We start from the raw sequence: 23,679 nt of genomic DNA on the forward strand, positions 1-23,679 counted from the left end.
CGCCGGATTAGTGAGCGCAAGGAGCGTTGCTGGTCTTTTGGTTCCCTAGTATCTGCCCCACCCAAGAGGGAGGGGGGAGGTTGTGGATAGGCTTGCTGGTACCTCTGGATTCGGCGGCGTGTATGGCGCGGGCATCGCGCGGCCGCAAAGGGGCTCGTCGATCGTGATTGGCTACGAGAGCGCCCTGGCATTCTGGCGCCGCTCCCGGGTGGAGGACCCGGCCTTGACCCGTGAGCTTCTGGCTCAGCTGTACCCAGATGACATGCTTGCCACCCTTGATGCCGAGGCTCTCGCTGCCGATACGTCACTTCGTCCGCTTGAGTTGCCAAACTCGCCCTTCGAGCGCATACATCATGCCGCGCTGGCGCTTGGCCTCAGGGAACCCGTTGACATTGTGGTCGGCAAGGACGCCGCAAGGCGTCGCTCTCCTTCCGCGCGTTGCCACGTGTGGAGCGGTCCCGTTTCCGACGGACTTCTTGTGGGCGTTGAGCCGGGCGTTTATATCTGCTCACCGGAACTGATCGTTGCCCAGCTTGCATCCGAGCTGGGGCTTTACAAGACGATTTCGCTGGCCATGGAGTTGTGCGGCAGCTACTCGCTTCTGGTAAACGGGGCCTGTGAATATGGCGTACCGTCCTCGACGAGTCATTCGAGGATAAGCAGTGTGTTGCGGCTCTCTGATTCGTTCCGTGGAATAGATGTTGCCAAGCAAGCGGCCCTTTACTCGATTGACGGTTCGGCATCTCCCCGAGAGACGGTTTTGGCCGTCATGCTGAGCCTTCCGCGCAGGCTTGGAGGGTGGGGATGTGGAAAACCTCTGCTCAATGCTGAGATTATGCTCAGTGCCGCCGCTGCCAGAGAGTGCTCAAGATCGTCTCTCAGGGCCGACCTGCTGTTTGATGAGGCTGACCTCGATGTCGAGTACCAGGGGCGCGAGTGGCATACAAAGCCCGAGGACAGGACTTCAGACGAAGCGAGGCAGAACGCACTTATGATGATGGGAAAGTCATGCCTGTTCATCTCGAGGGAGCAGATCTCTGACGAAGCGAGGATGGACGGTATAGCCTTGCTCATCAGATCGCGACTTGGTCTCAGGCCGTATCGGAGGCCCCTGTCGACTGGAATGAGCTTGCGCCGGCATCAGATGATGTTGGATTTCGGGCTCGCGTGATGGGGTGCGGTTGCTTTCCGTGGAAGAGAGGCAAATCCACGGTCCGAAAACCGATTTGTGAACACCATTTGGATGCAAAGTTGTAAACGTCGATAGTTTGATTAGTTAAGCAAGGCTGTTTACCAGCCGTTTTATAGCTGGCAATCATCGCTAGTATCCGCAAATATTGCTAATCGGTGTTCACAAATCGGTTTTCGGACCAAGTGAATCAGCTACTTTCTTGGTAGATTGCCCGAGCGCGTGAAGAGGGGCCGCCGGTCGAATTGACCGGCGGCCCCAGCTTTGTATTTGCGGTTTGTGAAGGCCTAGTTCCAGCCAAAATCGCTCAGACAACGGTCGACGTTTGCCTCGAAAGCCCCAAGCTCAATGCCATGACTGGCAAGCTTGCTCGCGTCGAGGCGGAAATCGCGGAAACGATCCGTATAGCGATCGTGGTTCGGTAGGATGAACCGCTCAATCCTGTCGTCGTCGTAGCCAAACTTGCGTGCTACGACCTTGGCGCACTCATAGGTGCTCAGGCCATCGTCCGCTCCCGTGCCGTTTGCGGCGGCAAAGTGATACGTCCCGCTCGGAAGCTCGCAGATCTTGCCGAAGTTGTCAGCGAGCTGCTGCGCATAGGTCATGCAGCGCTTCTCGTTCACGGTAAACTTCGTAGGGGTTTCGGTGCGCAACGCCTTTAGCACGTTGCCCACGATGCCGGGGGAGGGCTTGACCCCAGGCATGGCCATGCCGAACATCCAAGAAAGGCGCAGCGTGACGTGGTCGCTTGAGTTCTCCTGCAGCCATGCGTCAACCTCGGCCTTCTGCTGTCCGTAGTTGGTGACGCAGTTTGGCTCCACATCCTCGTCAAACGGGCCCGGCTCGCTCTTGCCGTTGAACAACTGCTCGGTGGAGATGAACAGCATGCGCTTGCCACGGCTCTCGCATACCTTCGCGATCTCAATGGCCGAGTCGCAGTTCACGAGGTGCGTGCCGTGCGGATCGCTCTCGCAGTCTGCCGTCGTGGCGTTTGCCGCCGTGTGAAACAGCAGGTCAAAGTCAAGGTCGCTAAAGAACCGCGCCACCTCGTCCGGCTTCGTGTAGTCCACGTCGGCGCGGCTCACGCGAACGAACTCAAAGCGCTCCGCGTTGTAGCGCTGCACGAGGCTCGCGAGATACCCGTTTGCCCCGGTGATTGCAATGCGCTGTCTCATGGTTGCCTCCAATCGGGGCGGCCCACTCGGCCCGCCCGCACACACTCTACGGCCGATAGCTCTGAAGCACGCGGCAGTTCCCGCGAACGGTATAGCTGCCCGTGCACGCCGGAATCACGGCAGACATCGTGTAGGGAAGCTCAACCGTGCCCTCGTCGGTCTCAATGACCGCGTTGCCGTGGACGCACGTGAGCACCTGGTAGCGCTCGGTGCCCTCGCAGCTCCACTCGCCCACGACGTCCACGACGTTCGAGGTGAACAGTGCGTGCTCGACACCCGTGCGCACGCGCGTGCCCGCGCTCTCGTCATAGAGCCCGAGGTGGCGAACGCTTGGCTCGTTGCTGGTCTTGAGTACGTCAAAGCCCTTCTCAACGTGCAGCTCGCGCCCGCGTCCCCAGTCGCACAGCCGGTACGTCGTGTTGCCAAACGAGCCAATCTCAACGGCAAAGATCCCCGGGCCAAGCGCGTGCATGGTCCCCGCCGGGATGAGGATGAAGTCACCCTCGTGCATCTCGACGCGCTTGCCGTAGCGGTTGCCAATCGTGTCGTCCGCCGCTGCGGCGCGCAGGGCGTCGACGTCATCCGTCGAGCAGCCGGCGATGAGCTCCGCGCCGGGCTCGGCGTGCAGGATGTACCAGCTCTCGGCCTTCTCGTGATCGCCCTCGGCGGCCTGGGCGTACGCCTCGTCGGGGTGGACCTGTACGGAGAGGAACTCCTTCGGGTCCATGGAGACCACCTGGATCGTCGCCTCGTCGTCGAGGTCGCCGATGACCTCGTCGTGGTAACGGGCGAGGAACTCGTCGAACTTCATGCCGGCGCACGGCCCGTTTGCCACCGTGGTGCAGATGCCCTCGTGCGCCGAGACGTCGAACGCCTCGCCATTGTTGACGTCACCGCCGTGCGGCAGGCCCCGCGCCTCGGAGATGCGCGTGCCTCCCCAGATGGGGGAGATGTAGGTGGGCTCGAGAAGAATTGGTCCCATGGTTCCTCCTAGGTGAGCGGGCCGCCTGGGCAAGACCCGCGCGAGAACAAAAAGGCGGCTACCGCCAGTATGAGCGGTAGCCGCCAGACGAGTCGTCTACAGCTCGATGGAGTCGATGCCCTGCTCCTCAAAGCGACGCTTGAGCTCGTCGATGATGGGCATGCCGGCCGAGCAGCCAATGCGCGTGGCGCCGGCGCGAACCATGTCGAGGAACGTGTCGGCGTCACGAATACCGCCGGCGGCCTTGACCTGGACCTTGTCGCCGCAGTGAGCCTTCATGAGCTTCACGTCCTCGACGGTGGCACCGCCGGTGGAGAAGCCGGTGCTCGTCTTGATGAACGTGGGCTCAACCTCGCGGGCGATCTCTGCGAGCTTGACCTTCTCGTCATCGGTGAGTAGGCAGTTCTCGAAGATGACCTTGGAGGGAATCTCCTCGTCGCGGCCCTTGCTGGCCTCGCGGCAGACCTCGACGATCTGGGTCATCTCATTCTTGATGTAGTCCCAGTTGCCGGCCTTGACCTGCGTGAGGTTCACGACGTAGTCGATCTCGTTGGCACCATTGGCGATGGCGTCCTTGGTCTCGTTGACCTTGGCGGCGATGGACGTCTGGCCAAGGGGGAACGCGATGGCGGCGCCGGTGTGGATATCGGTGCCAGCGAGGTACTCGGAGCAGAACTTGGACTGAACCTGGTTGATGGCGACCATCTTGAAGTGATAGGCCTTGGCCTCGTCGCAGAGCTTGGCCATATCTGCCTCGGTTGCGTCTGCGTGCAGGTTCGTGTGGTCAACGAGACGAGCGAGATCGTCGAGGGTCCAACGTGACATGCGGATCTCCTTTCCTGCGGCCCCGTATCCGGGACCGACGCTTTTGCCGGTTGCCCGGCGCCTTAGCCCGTACTTATATGAACGGACGTTGTGTTGCCGATAGGATACATCTAATGAACTAACAAAACACTATGAATTAGCTAAATGTAAGCACAAATAATTTCTTATGACGTTAATAAGTACCATTCACGCCTAAAAATACGCCGTTCGCCATTTGGAACTTGCCCTTCAAATGTGAGGGCTCGGTGAATATGTATTCTACAGGCCAGGACATGGCGAAAGGAATTCAATGAACATATTGCTTACATCACATGGCAGCCTCTGCGAGGGACTCCTTGACGCTTTTCATATGATGGCCGCGGGCGCCGATCACGTGAGCGCCGTGAGCCTTACGGACACGGGCATCGATGACTTCCGCGACCGTCTCACCGCGCGTGTCAATGAGCTGCTCGCCCAGGGCGACCTGCTCATCCTCGCCGACCTTCTCGGCGGCACGCCGTACAACGAGGCATACGCCCTGTTCCTCACCAATCCCGAGCACATCAGGCTCGTGGCGGGCGCCAACTTCTCGATGCTTCTCGAGGCTGGCGTGCTCGCGATGAGCTCTGACGACCTTGACGCGGTTGCTTCCGCCGCGCTCACGGCCGGGTCTGCTGGCGTCGTGGCTGCGGAGATGCCTGCGGACGCCTCGGATGATGACGAGGACGACCTGTTCTAGCCGGCGGGAGGGGCTGGCGATTCGCCGAAGGGGAGCCCCTCCATGCCGCGCCGCCCGAGCGGCGGCCAACTCACAAGGGATTTACGGGGCGTGAACCCCGAGGAATCTGCGGGGCGCTGACCCCGAAGGATAAGCAAGAGAGACATGGGAGGAATCATGGCAATCACTCTCGCTCGCGTTGACGACCGTGTCATTCACGGCCAGACCATGACCCGTTGGGTCGCCAAGAAGCCCGTCGACTCGATCATCGTCATCAGCGACAAGGTCGCCGCGGACGAACTGCGCAAGAAGGTCCTCAAGGCCGCGGCCGCCAACCTCAAGCTTGGCATCTACAACGTCGAGCAGGGCGTCAAGGCCCTCGAGAAGGTCCACGCCTCCAGCAAGAACTTCTACATCATCTCTGACTCCACGACCGGCTTTGCCGACATCGTGCGTGCCGGTGGCAACTTTGGCCCCGTGCTCAACATCGGCAACCTCAACGGCGCCCGCCCCGACACCAAGCCCATGGGCAACGCCGTGTGCCTGAACGACGATGACGTCGTGGCCCTCGACTACCTCGAGGAGCAGGGTGTGAAGGTCGAGTTCCAGCTGATCCCGGACAACTCGCCCGTCACCTGGCCGGCCATGAAGGCCAAGTACCAGTCCGCCTAGCGCCCGCTTGTGGTTCGCGCCCCTTGGGGAGGGTCGCGGGCCACGGACGCTTCGCAAGGAGAAAGACGCTCGCCTGCGGGCGGGCAATGCCGGCGACAAGCCGGAGCAAGGGTTCCATCGTTGAAGGAGGAGAAATGGAACTGCTTTTCCCAGCGCTTATGTGTGGCGTGTTCTGCTACCTGGGCGCCATCGAGTCCGCGCCGATGTTCGGCATTACGGGCAGCTTCTACATGGTCGGCCGCCCGCTCGTCGGTGGCCTTCTGTGCGGCCTCGTCTTTGGTGACGTGACGGCCGGCGTCCTGTGCGGCGTTGCAGTCCAGGCCGTGTTCATCGCCAACCTCTCCACGGGCGGCGCCACGAACTCCGAGATCACGTACGCCACCTACGGCGGCATCGGCCTGGCCCTTGCCACCACGAAGGACCCGGCCGTCGCCGTGACGCTCTCCGTGCTCATCGGCCAGACCTTCGGCCTGATCTTCTACAACACCCGCATGGCCCTGTACTCCTTCTTCAACAACGGCGCCCAGAAGGCCGCCGAGGAGAACAACGACCGCGGCATCACCCTCTGGCACGTCGTCTACCCGCAGATCTGCACGTTCTTCCTGCGCGCCGTCCCCGTGTTCCTCGCCATCTACTTTGGCCAGGGCCTCGTTGACACCCTGCTCAACTCCGTGCCCGAGATCGTCACGCACATCATCTCCGTCCTTGGCGGCGTCCTGCCCGCCCTCGGCATCGGCATGCTGATGAACATCGTCATCAAGGAGAAGATCCAGCTCATCTACTTCTTCGCCGGCTTCGTGCTCCTGCGCTTCGCCGGCCTGCCGATGGTCGCCATCGTCTTCATCGCCGCCCTCGTCGCCTACCTCGTGTACCAGTCCTCTGGCAAGGTCGCGGCCGCGCCTGCCGAGAACGCCGGCGAGAACGCTGACGGTTCCTACGAAGACGACGACCTGTTCTAAGAAGGGAGCACAACGAAAATGGCAAAGGAAATTACGCCGAAGGTTGGCCCCAACGGCAAGCAGGGCCTTACCAACCACGACCTGAACCAGCTCTGGCTGCGCTGGGCCTTCACCCACCTGTCCTCCATGAGCTACGAGAAGCTGCAGGCCCACGGCTTCGCCTGGTCCTACATCCCGTTCGCCAACAAGTACTACGCTGACGACCCCGAGGCCAAGCGCCGCCTGCTCACCCGCCAGTCCGTGTTCTACAACACCGAGCCCCAGACCGGCACGATCATCAACGGCATCGTTGCCTCCCTCGAGGAGAACATCGCCCTCGGCGGCGAGGTGTCCGAGGACATGCCGAACAACGTCAAGACCGCCCTCATGGGCCCGCTGGCCGGCATCGGCGACTCCATCGTCCAGGGCATCATCGTCCCGATCCTGCTCTCCATCGGCATGAGCCTCGCCGCTGGCGGCTCCCCGATCGGCCCGCTGTTCTACATCATCACCTGGGGCATCATTGGCCCGGCCATCTCGTTCTTCTGCTTCCGCATGGGCTACAAGCTCGGCGTCGGCGCGGTCGACATGATCGTCGGCGAGGCCGCCCGTCGTCTCACGGACGCCTTCAACGTGCTGGGCATCATGGTCATCGGCGCCCTGTCCGCCGGCAACATCGTCCTCACCACGACGCTCAACATCCCGATGGGTGGCGAGTTCAAGCCGCTGCAGGACACCCTCGACGGCTGCTTCCCCGGCATCCTGCCGCTTATCGCGGTCCTGCTCACCTGGTGGATGCTCAACAAGAAGCAGTACTCGCCCACGAAGGTCATCATCATCCTCTGCGTGGTCGTGGCTGTCCTCTGCGTGATCGGCGTCTTCTAAGGGCTGAGAACCCGACCATCTGAGCGGGCCCTTCCCACTCGTCCGCTCTAGTCCGGGCCCCGGGCAGCCCTTGCGGCTCCCGGGGCCTGCCTCTGTTTGTCAGCTAAGGGCAAGCGGCGGCGTTGGCAATCGACCCCGGTGCCATTGCCACCGCGACCGCTTGCGTCCAATGAAGGGAGCACAACATGGCACTCCTGCGCTTCAAGCCCATCCCCAAGAAGACCGTCTGGGGTGGCACGACCGTCCGTGACTACTGGCACTATGACTGGATGCCCGATGGCGTTGGCCAGGCCTGGGCCTTCGCCGTCCAGGGCGACGAGTCCAACGTCTGCGTCTCCGGCGAGTACGAGGGCAAGACCCTCGGCGAGCTATGGAGCGAGCACTCCGAGCTCTTTGGTGACACGGATCGCCTCTTCCCCGTCATCGTCTCGCTGCTTGGCCCCGAGGACGACCTCTCCATCCAGGTCCACCCCGACACCGAGCACGCCGTCCCTCTCGGCTTTCCCTATGGCAAGAACGAGTGCTGGTACTTCCTCGAGGCCGAGCCCGACGCCGCCATCGTCTTTGGCCACAACGCCACTGACGAGAAGGACCTGCGCGGCTACATCGACGAGGGCCGCTGGGACGACCTTATCGGCCACCTGCCCGTGAAGCGCGACGACTTCGTCTACATCCCGGCCGGTCTGCTGCACGCGTGCTGCAAGGGCACCGTGGTCTATGAGATCCAGCAGTCCACCGACGTCACCTACCGCTTCTACGACTACGACCGCGTGCAGGCCGACGGCTCGCTGCGCGAGCTTCACCTGGAGCCGGCCATCGAGACGCTGCACTACGACAAGTCCGAGATGGTGAACTCCGCCAAGCCCACCACGGTGGAGCTGCCGGGCATGAAGCGCACCACGCTCGTCTCCAACGACTCGTTCACCGTCGAGAAGCTCGAGGTCACCGGCCCTGCCGAACTCGAGGCCGGCCCCTACGAGCTCGTCACCGTGGCCCGCGGCGCCGGCCGCGCCAACGGCGAGGACATCACGGTTGGCGACCAGTTCCTGCTGCCGCGCGGCGAGTCCCTCTCGCTTGACGGCGACGTGACCCTGTTCATGACGACCGCCTAGGAGGCCAGGATGCTGCTTCTTCCCTCCATGATGTGCGCCGACTTCCTTCGCCTGGGCGAGGAGGTCGACGAGCTCGTCAGCGCCGGATGCGACGGCTTTCACCTCGACGTGATGGACGGGCACTTCGTTCCCAACCTGGGCCTGGGCATCGGCGACGTCGAGGCAATCTGTCGCCGCTCTCCCGTTCCCTGCGACGTTCACCTCATGGCCACGCACGAGCCTACGACGATCGACCTGCTCGTGAAGGCCGGCGTGAAAATCGTCTACGTGCACCAGGAGGCCGAGCCCACCATCAACTCCACGTTGCTGCAGATCGAGCGCCTGGGCGCGCACCCTGGCCTCGTCGTTGACCCCGGCGTCAACTTCGAGACGGTGGAGACCTCGCTGCCCGTGGTCGACTATGTCCTCGTCATGACGGTGAACCCCGGTTTCTCGGGCCAGAAGTACCTCGACTACGTGGACGAGAAGATCGAACGCTTCGTCGCCGCGAAGGACAAGTACGGCTACAAGGTCATCATTGACGGCGCCTGCTCGCCGCAGGTGATTGCCAAGGCGGACAAGATGGGCGTTGACGGAGCCGTGCTTGGCACAAGCGCGGTATTTGGCAAGGGTCGTCCCTATGCGGAAATCTTCAAGGAGCTTCGCGAGCTTTAGGTAGTAACCGCAGGTGCAAGACATGGGAGCCGCTGGCGCAGGCGTCGGCGGCTCTTTTTGTGTGCCTCGTCTTGTGATTAGCAAACCTTACAAATATGGTTAACATATCAAATATAGAGACTAACAATGCGCCCGCCTGTGCGGGTATGTCGAATCGGAAGAATCATGGCAACGCTCTACTCGTCGATCAAGGACGACCTTCTCGCAAAGATCAAGGATGGCACCTACAAGGAGGGCGACATCATCCCTCCCGAGGTCGAGCTTGCGAAGAACTATGGCGTCAGCCGCCCCACGATTCGCCAGGCGCTGCAGATCCTCGCGAACGACGGCTACATCGAGAAGCGCAAGCGCCGCGGCACCATCGTCACCAAGCCCAAGGTCTCCCAGGGCCTCACGATGGGCGTTCGCAGCTTCGAGGAGGACATGAGCCGCGAGGGCCGCGTCGTTCGCAGCACGGTCGTCATCTTCAAGCGCGAGAAGGCCAGCGAGGAGGTCGCCGCGAACCTTGAGCTCAAGCCCCGTGCGGAGGTCTACAAGCTCGTGCGCCTTCGCTACGTGGACGAGAAGCCCAACGTGTTCGTTGAGAGCTACATTCCCGTCGAGCCCTACCCCAACTTCGAGAGCTATGACTTCACGACGGAGCGCATGTACGGTGCCATGACCGACGAGGGCCATCCCGTGACGCAGGCGCACCGTCGCCTGGACGTCATCAAAGCGGACTCCGCCACGGCGGCGCTGCTTGACGTCGAGGTGGGGGACCCGCTGTTCTTGTTCCACACCGTGGGGCGTGAGGCCGATGGCCGGGCCGTCGAGTACTCCGTGGCCACCTACCGCGGCGAGAACAACACGTTCGAGTTCAACGTCAGTCGCGAGGAGGCGTAGCCCTCCAGCGGGGATGGTCGGCACCGGCCTCCTTGCCACACATATATGAAGCGAGCGCCCGCCGGATCCTGGGTTATCCGGCGGGCGCTCTCTCAAAGAGGGTGCGGTCTTGTGCGGTGCGGGCCCTACAGCTCGATGGAGTCGACGCCCTGCTCCTCGAAGCGGCGGCGAATCTCGTTGATGATGGGGATGCCTGCCGAGCAGCCGATGCGCGTGGCGCCAGCGCGCACCATGTCAAGGAACGTGTCGGCGTCACGGATGCCGCCGGAGGCCTTGACCTGCACGGCGTCGCCCACGGTGGCCTTCATGAGCTTGACGTCCTCGACGGTGGCGCCGCCGGTGGAGCAGCCCGTGGACGTCTTGACGAACGTGGGCTTCACGCGCGTGGCAATCTCGCAGATCTTGACCTTCTCCTCATCGGTGAGCAGGCAGGTCTCGAGGATGACCTTGCAGGGGATGGGCAGCCCCGTGGCCTCGCGGGCCTCCTGGCAAGCGGCCACGATCTGGGTCATCTCGTCCTCGACGTAGTCCCAGTTGCCAGCCTTGACCTGCGTGAGGTTCACGACGTAGTCGATCTCGTTGGCGCCGTTGGCGAGCGCGTCCTTGGTCTCGAAAACCTTGGAGGCGATGGACGTCTGGCCCAGCGGGAAGCTGATGGCGGCGCCGGTGTCGATGTCGGTGCCGGCAAGGCGCTCGGAGCAGAACTTCACGGGCACCTGGTTGATGGCGACCATCTTGAAGTGATACTCCTTGGCCTCGTCGCAGAGCTTGGCGAGGTCCTCCTCCGTTGCGTCGGCGTGGATGTTCGTGTGGTCGATGAGGCGAGAGAGCTCGTCGAGGGTCCAGCGTGCCATGGCATATCCTTCCTATGGGCGAGCGGCTACATCCGCTCAGTTTGCTTAGCTAATATGTCAGAACAATAGGTTATCTATAGCAATATGTCATCTGTAAACGGTGAAATCTCGCCCGCAAGTGGTGCTTATTGTCATAGACGTTCCGCAAACCATGGGAGATATGAACTAACATAACTATTTCAATCGCTGTGTTACGAGTGGACCCGCCCAAGACGCCGTAGGCCCTGCGCTGGGTATACTCATCCCTACGCGCGATGCGCGCCCAGCCGGCGAGAGAGCCGGCGGCCAGGCCGGGGCATTCCGGTCAGAGCCGGCAGCCATGCCGGCATGCCATGAGCGAGGAGAACATGAACGCCAAGAACGACACCGGAGACTGTCACAGTAGGTGCCAGCGCGAGGCCCGCCGCGTCGCGAGCCCGCTTGCAACCTTGACGTGCGGGGAGGTGCCGTCATGGGAGTAGCGCTCAGCATCATCCTCACGCTCGTTCTCACCATCGCCAACGGCTACTTCTCGATGTCGGAGTCCGCGCTCGTCGCGGCGAAGCGCGCCGTCCTCGAGCATGACGCAGACGAGGGCGACAAGCGCGCCAAGGTGGCGCTCGAGCTCTCCGGGGACTCCGGCCAGTTCCTCGCTGCCATCCAGGTGGCCATCACGCTCGTGGGCTTCTTCTCGGCCATGGTGGCCTCCACCACGCTCTCCGACCCGCTTGCCGATTGGCTCATCTCGCTGGGCGCTCCGGCTGGCATCTGCACCGCGGTCGCACCCATCGTCATCACGGTCATCGTCTCCTATGTCTCCATCGTGGCCGGCGAGCTCGTTCCCAAGCGCATCGCGCTGGCCAACGCCGAGTCCGTGGCAAAGTCGGTCTCGCCATTCCTGCGCGGCTTCTCCCGCGCGGTGGCCCCGCTCGTGTGGCTCACATCAAAGTCTGCCGACGGCCTGAGCCGACTTCTCGGCATCAAGTCCGCCGACGACCGCCAGGAGGTCTCCGAGGAGGAGATCCGCTACATGGTGACGGACGCGGACGAGCTCTCCGACAAGGAGAAGTCGATGATTCACGAGATCTTCGACCTGGGAGACGCCATCGCCCGCGAGGTCATGGTGCCGCGCGTCGACCTCACGGCCGTCGAGGACACCGAGACCCTGGGCAGCGTCCTTGCGCTCATGCGCCGCACGGGCTACTCGCGCATCCCGGTGTTTCACGAGGATGTCGACCGCATCGTGGGAGTGGCCCACATCAAGGACCTCCTTGGCCCCATCGTCGACAAGGGCGAGGCGGACCGGCCCATCCGCGACTACGTGCGCGACCCGGTGTTCGTGCCCGACACAAAGGACATCATCCCGTTGCTGTCCGAGATGCAGCAGCGCCATGACCAGATGGCCATCGTCGTGGACGAGTACGGCGGCACGGCCGGCGTCATCACGATCGAGGACATCGTCGAGGAGGTCGTGGGAGAGATCGAGGACGAGTTCGACCCCGACAACAAGTACCTCACGCGCCTGTCTGAGCGCGAGTGGCTCGTTGACGGCCGCTTCTCCATCGATGATGCCCGCGACCTTGGCTGGCCCATCGAGGACTCCGAGGAGTACGAGACGGTCGCTGGCTTCATTCTCGAGCTTGCCGACTCGGTACCCAGCCCCGGCGACGCGTTCGAGGTCGAGGGCTACACGTTTCGTGTGCAGTCCATGCGTGGCCGCCGCATCGCGCTGCTGCGCGTCACCGCGCCGGCGCCGGCGCCCGAGGCCCAAGACGAGGATGCCGTCGGGCGGCGCTAGCCCCCGCCCGCGCCCGAGGGGAGAATTCGGCTACCATTTGTGAGGGCGCACACGCGTCTGGTACGTTGCCCGCCTGGCCCCGTGGCCAAGCGCCGGCAACCTCGCACAACCACAAGGGAGCAAGCATGGCTCAGCTCATCGACATCCGCCGCGTCGCCGTGGCGCCCAAGCACTTCACCGCCCGCGTCACCATCGCAAACGGTGGCCCCCTCATGACCGACGAGGACCTCGTCGGCACCACCCACGTCTACAACCTGCTGCCCCAGATCACGGAGCATGCCTGCCTGGGAGACTCCGGCGAGACGTTTCGCGACGTCATGGGCTCCACGGAGGTGGCGCACCTGCTCGAGCATGTGACGATCGAGCTCATGGCCCAGACGGGCCTGGGTGGCGACGTCTCCTGTGGGCGCACGTGGGAGGTCACGGGCGAGCCGCGCACCTATGACGTGCAGCTTGCCTGCCCCGATGACGTCCTTGTTGCCTCGGCCCTCTCGAGTGCGGCCTGGATCTTGCAGTGGGCCTACTCGGGCGGTGCCGACCCCAAGCCCGACGTTGCGGCCATCGTCTCGGGCATCCGCGAGCTCGTGGAGAACGCCGAGCAGATTGCCGAGCGCGAGGCCGCCGAGGACGCCGCTGCCGCCGACGCCCGCGAGGAGGACGCCGACGAGCCTGCCGACGCCACTGTCGGCGAGCAGGTGGAGGAGCCGCAGACGGATGCCGTTCCCGGAGAGGGCGAGGCATAGCCCCTCGGCTGGGTATAATCGCCAACAACGAACGACCGACAACGAGCACTCGCGCATGCGCGGGTGCCAAAGGAGGCAGCTATGAGCAAGGGTGCAGCTGGATTTGTCCTGGGAAGCGTCTTTGGTGCGGCCGTGGGTGCCGTCGCCGGCATCATGCTGGCCCCCCGCTCCGGCGCGGAGAGCCGCGCCATGGCTGCCGACGCCATGAATGACGCCTGGGACGCCGCGGCGGACGCCTACGAGAAGGGCGGCAGCGTCGTCAACGATCGCCTCAGCGGCCTTCGTCCCACGGTCGACGCCACGACCGACGAGCTGCGCGCCAAGATCGACCTCGCCCGCGAGCGCATGGACCAGCTCCGCAGCACGCTGTCAGACAACGTCGCCGCTGCCGCGGACACCGTGACGAACACCGTCACCGCCGTGGCCGACAAGGTTGGCGCCGCCGTTCCGCAGGCGCCTGCCACCGAGGCCGTTGACGTCCACGTGGAGGAGAGCTCCGAGGACGCTGAGGCCTAGCCTCTCGCAAGCGATTGGATGCGGGGCGCCGCGGGAGACCGCCGGCGCCCCGTCTTTTTGAGATGGGTACGCAATGGCAAAGCAGATGATGGGCCAGCTCGTTCGCAAGAGGGTCTTCGTGCCGGGGAAGGCCTCGCGCAAGCAGGCGAAGGCGGGGGAGCAGCCGGAGCCCAAGCGCTATGGCAAGGTCCACAACCTCGTGTTCTCCTCGGACAGCAAGCGCGTCGTGGGCATCATGGTGCGCCGTCCCGACGTGGCCGGGATGGTGAAGCAGGATGACCGCTTCGTCCCGCTCGATTGCATCGAGTTCCACGAGGGCGGCCTGCTGTGCGCGGGCACCAAGGAGTCCTTTGACGAGGAGGCGTGCAAGCGCCTTGGCCTCGACCTCGACACCTGCATCATCTGGGAGGGCGCGGACGTCATCTGCGAGTCCGGCAAGTTCCTCGGCTACGTTATGGACGCGAGCTTTGACGTGGCGACGGGCGAGGTGGACTGTTTCTGCGCCAACGAGGGAAACGCCGCCAGCGAGCTCGTGGGCTACTTCGAGATTCCGTGTGCGTGGGTCGTTCGCTATGACAAGGGCCGCATGATCGTGCGAGACCAGGCGGCCGAGCTCGAGCTCTCCGGTGGCCTGGCCGCCAAGGCGGGCGAGGGCTACGCGCATGCCAAGGACGGCGCCAAGAAGGCAACGGCCAAGTTCGACGACGCCGCGTCCAAGGCCGTCGACAAGGGCGCCCACGGCCTTGGACGCATGATCGGCAAGGCCAAGAGCAAGGTCCGGGAGGCCAAGGCGAGCTATGACGAGGCAGCCGGCGCCGACCCCGCACAGACCTCGCCCGGCGAAAGCAAGGTGGCGTCCTCCTCGGCGTCCGCCGATAATGGAGCAAAGGTCGCGAAGGCGGTTGGCGAGCAGCTCGGCAAGACAAAGGGCATGTTCTCCGGCTTCATTCGCGAGTTCAAGGAGGCCAGCAAGTAGCGGTCCATTGGGTGGGGTGGCCTTCCGTGCCACGCCGCCCGGACCGCGGCCTTGCGGCAAGAGAAGCGGATGACCATGCCCTACAACCAAGACCCATACGGCGACCCGCGCGGTCGCCGAGACAATCGCGACCGCGCCCGCCGCGTGGACTCGCAACGCGACGGCGCTGCCTATCGACAGACGCGTGACGGATACGCGGCTGCGCGCCCGCGCACCTCTCGTCCAGCGGCCTTTGAGGGGCAGCGCTATGGTGCGCCGTCTTCGCGTCCCCGCCGCCCGGATGCGCGGCCGTCGGGTCCCCACTCGTCGAGCACCTACTCCCAGCGTCCGTCCTCGCGCCCGCGAACGGACGGACGCCCGCGGACGGATGCCCGCTCGCGAGCCACGGCGTCGCGTCCCTACGACCAGCCCCGCCCTCGCGCCGGCGCCGCCGCCCGGCCGTCCGCCTCGCGTGGGCGGAGCCGCTATGACGCCCAGCCTCGCTACGCGTCCCAGCCTCGTGACCGTGGTTCGGCACGCGGCCGTCGCTCCGGTGGCAACCGCCTCGCTGGTGGTATGGCGGTGCTCGCCTCGGGCATCACAGGTGGAACGCGCTCCTCGGGTCTCAACCGCCGCCAGTCCGCGCCGTCGGGCGCCCGCAACGTCATCGTTGGCATCGTCGCCGTGGCAGTGGTCGCCATCATCGGCGTGCTGCTGTGGTCAAACCGCAAGGTGGACATCACGTTGAACGGCGAGGCCATGAGCATCCGCGTGGGCAGCACCTGCGAGGAGGTCATCCAGACGGCCGAGCTCTCGCCCAAGGCCGGCAACCTCGTCTCCGTCTCTGGCAAGCGCCTGCAGGAGGGGGCGGGCTACGCCTACACGGCCAAGCTCGGCGGCAACGAGCTGTCCGAGGACGACGCCAAGAACTACCGTGTCTCTCCCGGCGACAGTCTCGACATCTCCGACGGCGGAGACCGCATGGAGGACTACGACGTCCAGGTCATGACCGAGGAGCCGCAGCTCGAGATGGGTGGCGACGCCTGGGGCAACCTGAGCTACGTCTCCCAGTGGCCCAAGGCCGGCCAGTACGAGATGCGCACGGGCAAGCAGTCCGGCGAGACGGCGCGCGGCGACACCATCGAGGAGACGCAGAACGCCGTGGTCACCATCCACCAGATCTCCCCGGACGACGACAGCAAGAAGCTTGTGGCCCTCACGTTCGATGACGGCCCCGCCGAGAGCTACACCGAGAAGTACCTCGAGATCCTCGACAAGTACGGCATCCACGCCACGTTCTTCAACCTCGGCCAGAACATCGAGGAGTACCCGGAGTTCGCCAAGGAGATCTGCGACCGCGGTAGCGAGGTCATGAGCCACACCTACCAGCACCAGCAGCTCTCCCAGCTCGATGCGAGCGCGCTGCAGAAGGAGTTCTCGAGCACGTTCTCCACCATCGAGTCCACCACGGGCGTCAAGACGACGGGCTTCCGCCCGCCCTACGGAGACTTCACCGAGAAGGCGTGGCTCAACTCGGGCGGTCTGGCAAGCGTGAGCGTGCTGTGGAACCAGGACTCGCTCGACTGGAAGCGCCCGGGCGTGGATGCCATCGTGGAGAACTCCACGAAGAACGTCACGAGCGGCAGCATCATCCTCATGCACGACGGCGGCGGCAACCGCGACCAAGACGTCGAGGCCCTGCCCAAGATCATCGAGAAGCTCCAGGCCGAGGGCTATGAGTTCGTGACGGTCACCGAGCTCATGAAGTCCGACAGCTCCATCCCGGCAGACGTTGCCGCAGGCGATGCCGCGATGCCGGACGGCTGCGTGTGGCCCACGCAGATCAAGAGCGATGACAGCTTGAGTGACGACTCCGGATCGGACTCCTCGAGCGGGTCTGGCTCGGACAACTAGCGACATGGCGGGGCGGTGCGCGAGCGTGCCGCCCCGTCAGCTTTTTGCAAGCATTGGGCCCTGCCGCCGCGAGGCGCCGCCAAAACGCGTGTACAATGGGCCGCGCATGGGTGCTACGCTCGTGTGCCGCCGCAGCCTTGCGGCGAGCGTGCGGCCACAGCCGCACATCCTGTTCCCAAAGAGAAGGGTCATTGATGAAACCCCGACCTGTGAGTCGATGACCCCGTGTGACGTGTCTCCCGGATACGCCGCATGGGGTGTCCGGGCTGCGTGAGCGCCTGATGGCTGCCAGCCGTCGTGCGCACGCGCAGCTAAAGTGCCGCCGGGCCGCAGCGCCCGGTCGCAAGCACAAAGGAGCACGTATGATCTATCTGTCCCAGCTGCTGGGCAACCCCGTCCTCGACGCCAATGGCGAGAGGATTGGCGTCGTCAACGACCTTGGCATCGCCACGCGCGAGGTCTTCCCCCGCGTCACGTCGCTTGCCTTCCAGGGCCCCGGCAAGACGCCGTTCATGATCTCGTGGCGCAAGTACGTGGAGACGTTCGACGAGACCGAGGTTCGCCTCGCCGTCCCCGCAACAGACATCCGCTTCTCCTACCTGCAGCCCGACGAGGTGCTCATCGCGCGAGACCTGCTCAACAAGCAGATCGTGGACACCCGTGGTATGCGCGTCGTGCGCGTGAACGACCTCAAGCTCTCCGACACCAGCTCGAGCCAGCTGCGCCTCCTCGGCGCCGAGGTGGGTGTGCGCGGCATCCTGCGCGCGCTGTCCCCGGCATTCGAGCGCCTCGTCATACGTGCCTCCCACGCGATGGGCCATGACATCCCCGAGAAGATCATCGCGTGGAACTACATGGACCTCATCGACCGCGACCTCTCGAGCGTGAAGCTGTCCGTCTCGCACCAGACGCTCGACGACCTGCACCCGGCAGACGTTGCCGACATCATCGAGCAGCTTGACCCGCGCCTGCGTGGCCAGGTGTTCGCCCAGCTCGACGACGCGCAGGCTGCCGAGGCCATGGCCGAGCTCGATGATGACGAGATGGCCGCCAAGATCGTGGGCGACATGGAGGACGCCGACGCCTCGCGCATGCTGTCTGAGATGGACCCGGACGACGCCGCCGAGCTCGTGGGCGAGCTTGACTACGAGCGTGCCGAGAAGCTCCTGCGCCTCATGGGCATCAACGAGCAGCGCGCCATCCGCCAGTTGCTTGGCTACAAGGACGACACGGCGGGCCGCATCATGACCTCGGAGTTCGTCTCCGTTCCGCGCGAGACCACCGTCGCCGAGGTTGCCGAGCGCATGCGCGCCCTGCCCGATGACTTCGAGCCGGTCAACTACGTCTACCTCACGGATGCCGACGAGCGCCTCTGCGGCGTCGTACCCGTGCGCCGTCTGTTCGTCTCAGAGCCGGACGTGTCCCTCTCGGATCTCGCCAGCGATGATGACGTCCTCACGGCCAAGCCCGACGACGACCAGGAGGACGTCGCCCAAGACATTGCCAAGTACAACCTGCTTGCCATGCCCGTCGTGGACGAGAAGAGCGGCAAGGTCCTCGGCATCGTGACGGTCGATGACGCACTCGACGTCATGGAGGAGGAGCACGAGGAGGACCTGCGCATCGCTGGCGGTACGGCCAACTCCTCTGACTCCGAGACCAACTCCGGCGACCTCATGCGCTTCCTGCGCAACGAGATGTGGTTCTTCTTCTGGATGGCCGCCGCGGTGGTGCTCGCCATCGCCCTCGGCCCGGACACGGGCGTGGCCGTTGCGTTCGCGGCGCCCGTCGCTCTCGTCGCCGCCGTCGAGATGGTGCGCTTCGTGACGAACTTCTTCCTCGAGTACGACGAGGACGACGAGGACGCCCCGTCCGTTCCCGGCTTTGCGGTGAAGAGCATTGCGATGGGCGTGCTGTGGGCCGCGATCGTCATGCTCGTGTGCGCCGCTGCCAATGGCGTGGTGAGTGGTGCCACGGAGGGGCTCGGCGCCATCGTGTTCCAGCTGCTCCGCGGCTTCGAGGCTAGCGTGGCTGCCGTGGTCATCACGTTCGTGCTTGCGCCCATTTACCTGCTGGTCCTGCGCCGTCGCGACGAGCAGGGTGCCGACACGAGCGGTCTTGCGCTGCAGGTCGTGGCGCTTGTGCTCGCCGTCGTCGTCTTTGTGGGCGTGGCGCTCGCCCTCGTCACCCCGGTGCTTGGGTAGGCGGTGCCCGTGAGGAGCTTCAAGGTCTGGAAGAATCTCCGCGGCGTGCGCTCCGTCGGCGCTGACAGCTCCGCGCCCGTCCGTCGCCGCGAGCCGCTGCGTGTGGCCGCCGTGCTGGGTGCCCTCGGTCCCGGCCTGCTCACGGCGCTCGCCGGCATGGACGCCGGTGGCGTGGCGACGTTCTCGAATGCCGGTGCCGTCTTTGGCTACGAGCAGCTGTGGTCAATCCCGGTGATGTGCTTTCTGCTCATCGTGGTGCAGGAGACGGCCGCCCGCATGGGCTGCGTCACGGGCAAGGGCTTTGCGGCCCTCATCCGCGAGCAGTACGGCGTGCGCCTCAGCGCGTTCGCGATGCTCGCGCTCATCGTCTCAAACACGGCCGTGACGCTCTCCGAGTTCGCGGGCATCGCCTCGGGCATGCAGCTGTTTGGCGTGCCCACGATCATCAGCGTGCCCATCGCGGCCATTGCGGTGTGGCTGCTGGGCATGAGCGGCTCGTACAAGCGCATCGAGAAGATTCTGCTCGCCATCGGCTGCGTGTTCGTGACCTACGTGGCCGCGAGCTTCATGGTGGGTCCGGACTGGGGAGAGGTCGTCAAGTCCACGTTCATGCCCCAGGTCAACGTGACGCCCGCCTACGTGAGCCTGCTCGTGGCAAACATCGGCACCACCATCTCTCCGTACATGATCTTCATGGGTCAGGGCAACGTCGTGGAGAAGAACTGCGACGCCGACGACCTTCCCTATCAGCGTATCGACACCGTGAGCGGCGCCGTCGTGGCCCAGCTCATCGCGTTCTTCATCGTGGTGTGCACGGGCAGCGTGCTGCACCCGGCCGGCATCGCCGTGAACTCGGCCGAGGACGCCGCCCGCGCCCTTGCGCCGCTTGCCGGCCCGTACGCCGAGGTGCTGTTCGGCGTTGGCCTCGTGGGCGCGAGCTTCCTGGCGGCCTGCGTGCTGCCGGGCATCACGTCGAGCGCCGTGTGCGAGGCCTTTGGCTGGGAGCGAGGTCAAGACAAGAGCTGGAGCGAGGCGCCTGCCTATCGAGGCATGGTTACTGCCATCACGCTGCTCTCTGCCGTCGTGGTGCTGCTGCCCGGCGTGGACCTGTTCGGCATCATGATGGTGGCGCAGGTGATCAACGGCGTGCTGCTGCCGGTGCTTCTCGTGTTCATGGTCCGCATCGCAGATGACCGTCACGTCATGGGCGCCTACGCCAACGGCCGCGCGTGGACGGCGCTCACGTGGCTCATCGTCGTGGTCGTTGCGATCCTCACCGTCGTGATGTTCGTGCTGCAGGCGCTCGGCTACTAGCCAGCGACGCCTCGCTGCCATTCCCGGAGCGTTTCTGCACGGCGAGAACATTGCCGTTGCGCTTTTGCACGCTACGCACCCTCTGAGCGTGCAATAACGCCACGCGATTGCGGCGCACGTGCGATAACGCCATGCGATTGCGGCGCACGTGCGATAACGCCATGCGAGTGCAATGCGCGTGCGAACATGCCGCGCTACAGCACGTTGATGCCGCTATCTCGCAGCGCTGCGATGGCACCGGGGCGGTCCTCGTCGCAGATGGCGATGTCAAAGTCGTCGAGCGAGGCATAGCGATACGTGCCCGAGCGCCCGAGCTTGTCGGTCCCGCACAGCAGCACGCTCTGGCTCGCGCGCTCGAGCGCCGCCTGCTTGGCCGGGACGTCGTCGAGGTCGAGCGTGAGCACGTCCCCGTCCTGCGCGTCCACGCCAACGGCGCCCATGAACGCGGCGTCGAACCGGTAGGCGTCGAGCGCGTGCGCCGCGAGCGGCCCGATGAACCCGTTGTACTCCACGCTGTACGTGCCGCCTGGGCAGAAGGCCCGCGCCGAGCCGCCGCGGCAGACCGCGCGCATGACGTCAACCGAGTTCGAGACAACCGTGAGCGACATCCTGCTTGCGGCGATCATCTCGCCAAGCAGGATGTTTATGGACGAGAAATCAAGGTAGATGGTCTGCCTCGGACGAATGAGCTCGAGTGCCTTCGCGGCGATGGCCTGCTTCTCGGGGCGCAGCGTGTCCACGCGCTCGGCGATGTTGCGGTTGACCTCGCCCTCTATGCGCGTGGCGCCGCCGTACACCTTGCGGCATCGTCCCTGCGCCACGAGCTGGCGCAGGTCCTTGCGGATGCAGTCGCTCGTGACGGCGAACCTCTTGGAGAGCTCGGCGACGGTGACGCGCCCCTCGACGTCGATGATGTGGGCGATTTCTTCCTGTCTCTCGCTCGAGTACATGTCTGCCTCCCACAACACTAAGCCTGATTTACTACAGAGTAAGATAAAACAAGTCAAACTACTTGTAGAACGATAATCTCCGCGCTATCTTATGGCCGAGAAGTAACTGCCGCATGCGTGCGGCCGCCGTGCGAGACAGATCGTGCGGCCCAATCGAAGGGATGCGCCATGGAAGTCATCATCGATACCGCCGATATCAACGAGATCAAGGTGCTCGACTCCCTGCTCAACGTCGACGGCGTCACCACGAACCCCACGATCATCACGCGTAGCGGCAAGACCCCCGAGGAGGCCCTCAAGGAGATCATCGACTACCTCAAGCCCGAGCAGAAGCTGTTCGTGCAGGTCGTTGCCACGGACTATGACGGCATCATGGCCGAGGCCCGCAAGATCAATGCCCTCCGTCCCGAGAATACCTACGCCAAGATCCCCGTGTCTCCGGCCGGCCTCAAGGCCTGCAAGGACGCCAAGGCCGAGGGCCTGAACGTGCTCTCCACCTCCGTGTACTCCTCCGAGCAGGGCTTCCTCGCCGCCGTCAACGGCGCCGACTACATCGCCCCGTACACCAACCGCATGTCCAACTACGGTGACGGTGTCCAGCAGGTCAAGGACCTCATCGAGATGCTGCGCGTCCAGGGCCTGAGCTCCAAGGTCATGGCCGCCTCGCTGCATAACACCAACCAGGTGCACGAGCTCATCAAGGCCGGCATCCAGGCCATCACGTTCCCGCCTGCGGTACTGCACGCCATGATCGACCACCCCGGCACCAAGATCGCCGTTGACGAGTTCAGCGAGTCCTGGGAGAAGGCCTACGGTCGCAACGAGCTCGGCCTGTAGGGGCTAGGACACATATAGGCGTTCAGCGTCCCAAAGGTGTCAGTCGCCTTTGGGACGCTTCTTTGGGATGCCGCGTTAGCAGAGCGCGGGCGTGCCGGTTGCCGCGATGGCACGCAGAACGTTTGAGTCGGTGGAGTCCGTGATGACCGCCGTGAAGTCAGAGATCGACGCCCAGCGATACCCACTGTGGATGCTGAACTTCTCGTGATCGGCGAGAAGGAAGCGATACGACGCGTTCTTGAGCACCTGGTCGTCCACCTTGCCGTCATCCGTCGTGGTGGCGAGCACCGCACTCGTGCCCAGGTCGACGCCGCACGTGCCGAGGAACGCCTTGGAGAACAGCAACGGCTCGAGAAGGCTGATGCATGCGGGCCCGGTGAAGCCGTTGTTGAGCACGTTGAGATAGCCGCCGGTGGCGAGCGCCGTGATCTTGGGGTTGCCGGCGAGGCGTTGGAGCACATCAATCATGTTCGTCGTGACGATGAGGCGTTTATCGCCCGCCGCGATGAGGTCTGCGAGGTAGGCGTTCGTGCGCGAGACGCCAAGGAAGATGGCGTCTCCGTCGTTGATCTCGAGCCAGGCGCGCGCGGCAACCGCGCGGCGGCCGGCATCGGCCTTGGCCTCGTCGTCTGCGAGGATGCTCTCGAGCGTGGGGGAGGGTGCAGGGTCAGGAGCGGCCGCGCTCTCGGGCTCGAGGCGCAGCGCGCCGCCGTACTCTCGCTTGATCTTGCCCTCGAGCTGCAGGACCTTGAGGTCCTTGCGGATGCTGTCGACGCTCACGCCAAAGCGCTTGGAAAGGTCGTCCACGGTGGCAAAGCCCGTGGCGTTCACGATCTCCAGAATCTCTTTCCTGCGCTCTTTGGGAAACAACGTGCTGCTCCGACTCGAAGACTGATGGGTCGCGACACCTCTGCGTGAAGGTCGGGCATGCCTGCTTGGGGGGGCAGCCAGTCGCGTTTACCACATGTTATAGGAAGCATCCAGATTGTAATCGGTGAGTGCCGTTCACCGCCAAAAATCGACCGCAAACAGGAAGCAGAACCGGGCAAACAGGAAAAATCAGGAAATCAAGCTGCAATCTGCGAAGCCAATCTGTACAATGCATGAAGGTTTTATGTGTAGTTGTTTACAGGAGGGGGTTTGTCCATGGCCGGTATGGAGGACATGCTCAAGCGTCAGAACGTCCAGATCGTCGAGAAGGTCAACGACTGGGAGGAGTCCGTCCACGTCGCGGTTCAGCCGCTCGTTGACCAGGGCTACGTCAAGTCCGACTACATCGACGGCATCATTTCCAACGCCAAGGAGTTTGGCCCCTACTTCGTCATCTGCCCCGACCTGGCGCTGCTCCACGCTCGTCCCGAGCAGGGCGTCATCAAGCGTCAGCTCGCCGTCACCGTGCTCCGTGAGCCGGTGCGCTTCAAGGAGGAGGGCCCTGACGTCCGTCTTCTCGTGACCCTGGCCGCCGAGGACGCCGACTCCCACATTGACGTCATGCGCAAGCTGGCCGTTATGTTCAGTGATCCCGCCAACATCACCAAGATTGCCGAGGCTAAGGACGCAGACGAGGTCTATGCCCTCTTCTGCGCCCCCACCGAGGAGTAAAT

23 protein-coding genes are annotated in these 23,679 nt (G+C 64.1%); 17 read left to right on the top strand and 6 right to left on the bottom strand.

The genetic code is table 11. From position 1 onward, the window contains the following. Window positions 1–163: 163 nt before the first annotated feature. Complete coding sequence (locus Pcatena_RS00205; RefSeq protein ID WP_126420561.1) at window positions 164–1,171, top strand: hypothetical protein; 1,008 nt, start codon at window positions 164–166, stop codon at window positions 1,169–1,171. A gap of 305 nt (window positions 1,172–1,476) precedes the next feature. On the opposite strand, the gene Pcatena_RS00210 is transcribed toward Pcatena_RS00205, so the two are convergent. From Pcatena_RS00210 to deoC (Pcatena_RS00220), 3 genes are all read right to left on the bottom strand, one after another. Then, a complete protein-coding gene (locus tag Pcatena_RS00210) occupies window positions 1,477–2,364 on the bottom strand; it encodes an SDR family oxidoreductase (RefSeq protein ID WP_126420563.1) in 888 nt (295 codons plus the stop codon). Window positions 2,365–2,410: 46 nt separating this feature from the next. Continuing rightward, window positions 2,411–3,346 (bottom strand): class I mannose-6-phosphate isomerase, encoded by a 936-nt coding sequence (locus Pcatena_RS00215; RefSeq protein WP_126420565.1) that lies wholly within the window; start codon window positions 3,344–3,346, stop codon window positions 2,411–2,413. Between the two features lie 96 nt (window positions 3,347–3,442). After that, window positions 3,443–4,171, bottom strand: a complete 729-nt coding sequence (gene deoC, locus Pcatena_RS00220; RefSeq protein WP_126420567.1) for a deoxyribose-phosphate aldolase — start codon at window positions 4,169–4,171, stop codon at window positions 3,443–3,445. A 289-nt stretch (window positions 4,172–4,460) separates the two neighbouring features. Here deoC (Pcatena_RS00220) and Pcatena_RS00225 point away from each other — a divergent pair, with 289 nt between their 5' ends. The 7 genes from Pcatena_RS00225 (at window position 4,461) to Pcatena_RS00255 (ending at window position 10,011) form a co-directional block, all read left to right on the top strand. Beyond that, window positions 4,461–4,889 (top strand): PTS sugar transporter subunit IIA, encoded by a 429-nt coding sequence (locus Pcatena_RS00225; RefSeq protein ID WP_126420569.1) that lies wholly within the window; start codon window positions 4,461–4,463, stop codon window positions 4,887–4,889. A gap of 156 nt (window positions 4,890–5,045) precedes the next feature. Further along, window positions 5,046–5,540 (top strand): PTS system mannose/fructose/N-acetylgalactosamine-transporter subunit IIB, encoded by a 495-nt coding sequence (locus tag Pcatena_RS00230; protein WP_126420571.1) that lies wholly within the window; start codon window positions 5,046–5,048, stop codon window positions 5,538–5,540. A gap of 134 nt (window positions 5,541–5,674) precedes the next feature. Continuing rightward, window positions 5,675–6,499: a PTS mannose/fructose/sorbose/N-acetylgalactosamine transporter subunit IIC gene (locus Pcatena_RS00235; RefSeq protein WP_126420573.1), complete on the top strand. Its 825-nt coding sequence runs from the start codon at window positions 5,675–5,677 to the stop codon at window positions 6,497–6,499. 18 nt (window positions 6,500–6,517) lie between these two features. Further along, window positions 6,518–7,363 (top strand): PTS system mannose/fructose/sorbose family transporter subunit IID, encoded by an 846-nt coding sequence (locus Pcatena_RS00240; protein ID WP_126420575.1) that lies wholly within the window; start codon window positions 6,518–6,520, stop codon window positions 7,361–7,363. 185 nt (window positions 7,364–7,548) lie between these two features. Next, entirely contained in the window at window positions 7,549–8,475 is a 927-nt protein-coding gene (locus Pcatena_RS00245; RefSeq protein ID WP_126420576.1) for a type I phosphomannose isomerase catalytic subunit, read from the top strand. A 9-nt stretch (window positions 8,476–8,484) separates the two neighbouring features. After that, window positions 8,485–9,129: a ribulose-phosphate 3-epimerase gene (locus tag Pcatena_RS00250; RefSeq protein ID WP_126420578.1), complete on the top strand. Its 645-nt coding sequence runs from the start codon at window positions 8,485–8,487 to the stop codon at window positions 9,127–9,129. A 165-nt stretch (window positions 9,130–9,294) separates the two neighbouring features. Next, window positions 9,295–10,011 carry a GntR family transcriptional regulator gene (locus Pcatena_RS00255; protein ID WP_198433403.1) on the top strand — a complete coding sequence of 239 codons (717 nt, stop codon included), beginning with the start codon at window positions 9,295–9,297 and terminating at the stop codon, window positions 10,009–10,011. A gap of 125 nt (window positions 10,012–10,136) precedes the next feature. On the opposite strand, the gene deoC (Pcatena_RS00260) is transcribed toward Pcatena_RS00255, so the two are convergent. Continuing rightward, window positions 10,137–10,865, bottom strand: coding sequence for a deoxyribose-phosphate aldolase (gene deoC / locus Pcatena_RS00260; RefSeq protein WP_126420580.1), 729 nt, complete (start codon window positions 10,863–10,865; stop codon window positions 10,137–10,139). 451 nt (window positions 10,866–11,316) lie between these two features. Here deoC (Pcatena_RS00260) and Pcatena_RS00265 point away from each other — a divergent pair, with 451 nt between their 5' ends. The 7 genes from Pcatena_RS00265 (at window position 11,317) to Pcatena_RS00295 (ending at window position 20,288) form a co-directional block, all read left to right on the top strand. After that, complete coding sequence (locus tag Pcatena_RS00265; RefSeq protein ID WP_126420582.1) at window positions 11,317–12,642, top strand: hemolysin family protein; 1,326 nt, start codon at window positions 11,317–11,319, stop codon at window positions 12,640–12,642. Window positions 12,643–12,767: 125 nt separating this feature from the next. Beyond that, the gene (locus tag Pcatena_RS00270) at window positions 12,768–13,385 is read left to right on the top strand and encodes a cyanophycin synthetase family protein (protein WP_126420584.1); all 618 of its coding nucleotides are present in this window, start codon (window positions 12,768–12,770) and stop codon (window positions 13,383–13,385) included. A gap of 81 nt (window positions 13,386–13,466) precedes the next feature. Next, on the top strand, window positions 13,467–13,901 hold the full coding sequence (locus tag Pcatena_RS00275; RefSeq protein WP_126420586.1) for a YtxH domain-containing protein: 435 nt from the start codon (window positions 13,467–13,469) through the stop codon (window positions 13,899–13,901). A gap of 73 nt (window positions 13,902–13,974) precedes the next feature. Beyond that, window positions 13,975–14,877, top strand: coding sequence for a PRC-barrel domain containing protein (locus Pcatena_RS00280; RefSeq protein WP_126420588.1), 903 nt, complete (start codon window positions 13,975–13,977; stop codon window positions 14,875–14,877). A 75-nt stretch (window positions 14,878–14,952) separates the two neighbouring features. Next, a complete protein-coding gene (locus tag Pcatena_RS00285) occupies window positions 14,953–16,770 on the top strand; it encodes a polysaccharide deacetylase family protein (protein ID WP_172596323.1) in 1,818 nt (605 codons plus the stop codon). Between the two features lie 362 nt (window positions 16,771–17,132). Beyond that, window positions 17,133–18,974, top strand: a complete 1,842-nt coding sequence (locus tag Pcatena_RS00290; protein ID WP_126420592.1) for a magnesium transporter — start codon at window positions 17,133–17,135, stop codon at window positions 18,972–18,974. 96 nt (window positions 18,975–19,070) lie between these two features. Then, a complete protein-coding gene (locus Pcatena_RS00295) occupies window positions 19,071–20,288 on the top strand; it encodes an Nramp family divalent metal transporter (protein ID WP_229059608.1) in 1,218 nt (405 codons plus the stop codon). Between the two features lie 194 nt (window positions 20,289–20,482). On the opposite strand, the gene Pcatena_RS00300 is transcribed toward Pcatena_RS00295, so the two are convergent. Continuing rightward, window positions 20,483–21,238 (bottom strand): DeoR/GlpR family DNA-binding transcription regulator, encoded by a 756-nt coding sequence (locus Pcatena_RS00300; RefSeq protein ID WP_126420594.1) that lies wholly within the window; start codon window positions 21,236–21,238, stop codon window positions 20,483–20,485. 168 nt (window positions 21,239–21,406) lie between these two features. Here Pcatena_RS00300 and Pcatena_RS00305 point away from each other — a divergent pair, with 168 nt between their 5' ends. Next, window positions 21,407–22,075, top strand: a complete 669-nt coding sequence (locus Pcatena_RS00305) for a transaldolase family protein (protein ID WP_126420596.1) — start codon at window positions 21,407–21,409, stop codon at window positions 22,073–22,075. 75 nt (window positions 22,076–22,150) lie between these two features. On the opposite strand, the gene Pcatena_RS00310 is transcribed toward Pcatena_RS00305, so the two are convergent. Further along, on the bottom strand, window positions 22,151–22,945 hold the full coding sequence (locus tag Pcatena_RS00310) for a DeoR/GlpR family DNA-binding transcription regulator (RefSeq protein ID WP_126420597.1): 795 nt from the start codon (window positions 22,943–22,945) through the stop codon (window positions 22,151–22,153). A 276-nt stretch (window positions 22,946–23,221) separates the two neighbouring features. On the opposite strand from Pcatena_RS00310, the gene Pcatena_RS00315 reads away from it, so the two are divergent. After that, window positions 23,222–23,677: a PTS sugar transporter subunit IIA gene (locus Pcatena_RS00315; RefSeq protein WP_172596325.1), complete on the top strand. Its 456-nt coding sequence runs from the start codon at window positions 23,222–23,224 to the stop codon at window positions 23,675–23,677. Window positions 23,678–23,679 lie beyond the last annotated feature (2 nt).

It is taken from the genome of Parolsenella catena (genome assembly GCF_003966955.1).
GTDB lineage: Bacteria > Actinomycetota > Coriobacteriia > Coriobacteriales > Atopobiaceae > Parolsenella > Parolsenella catena.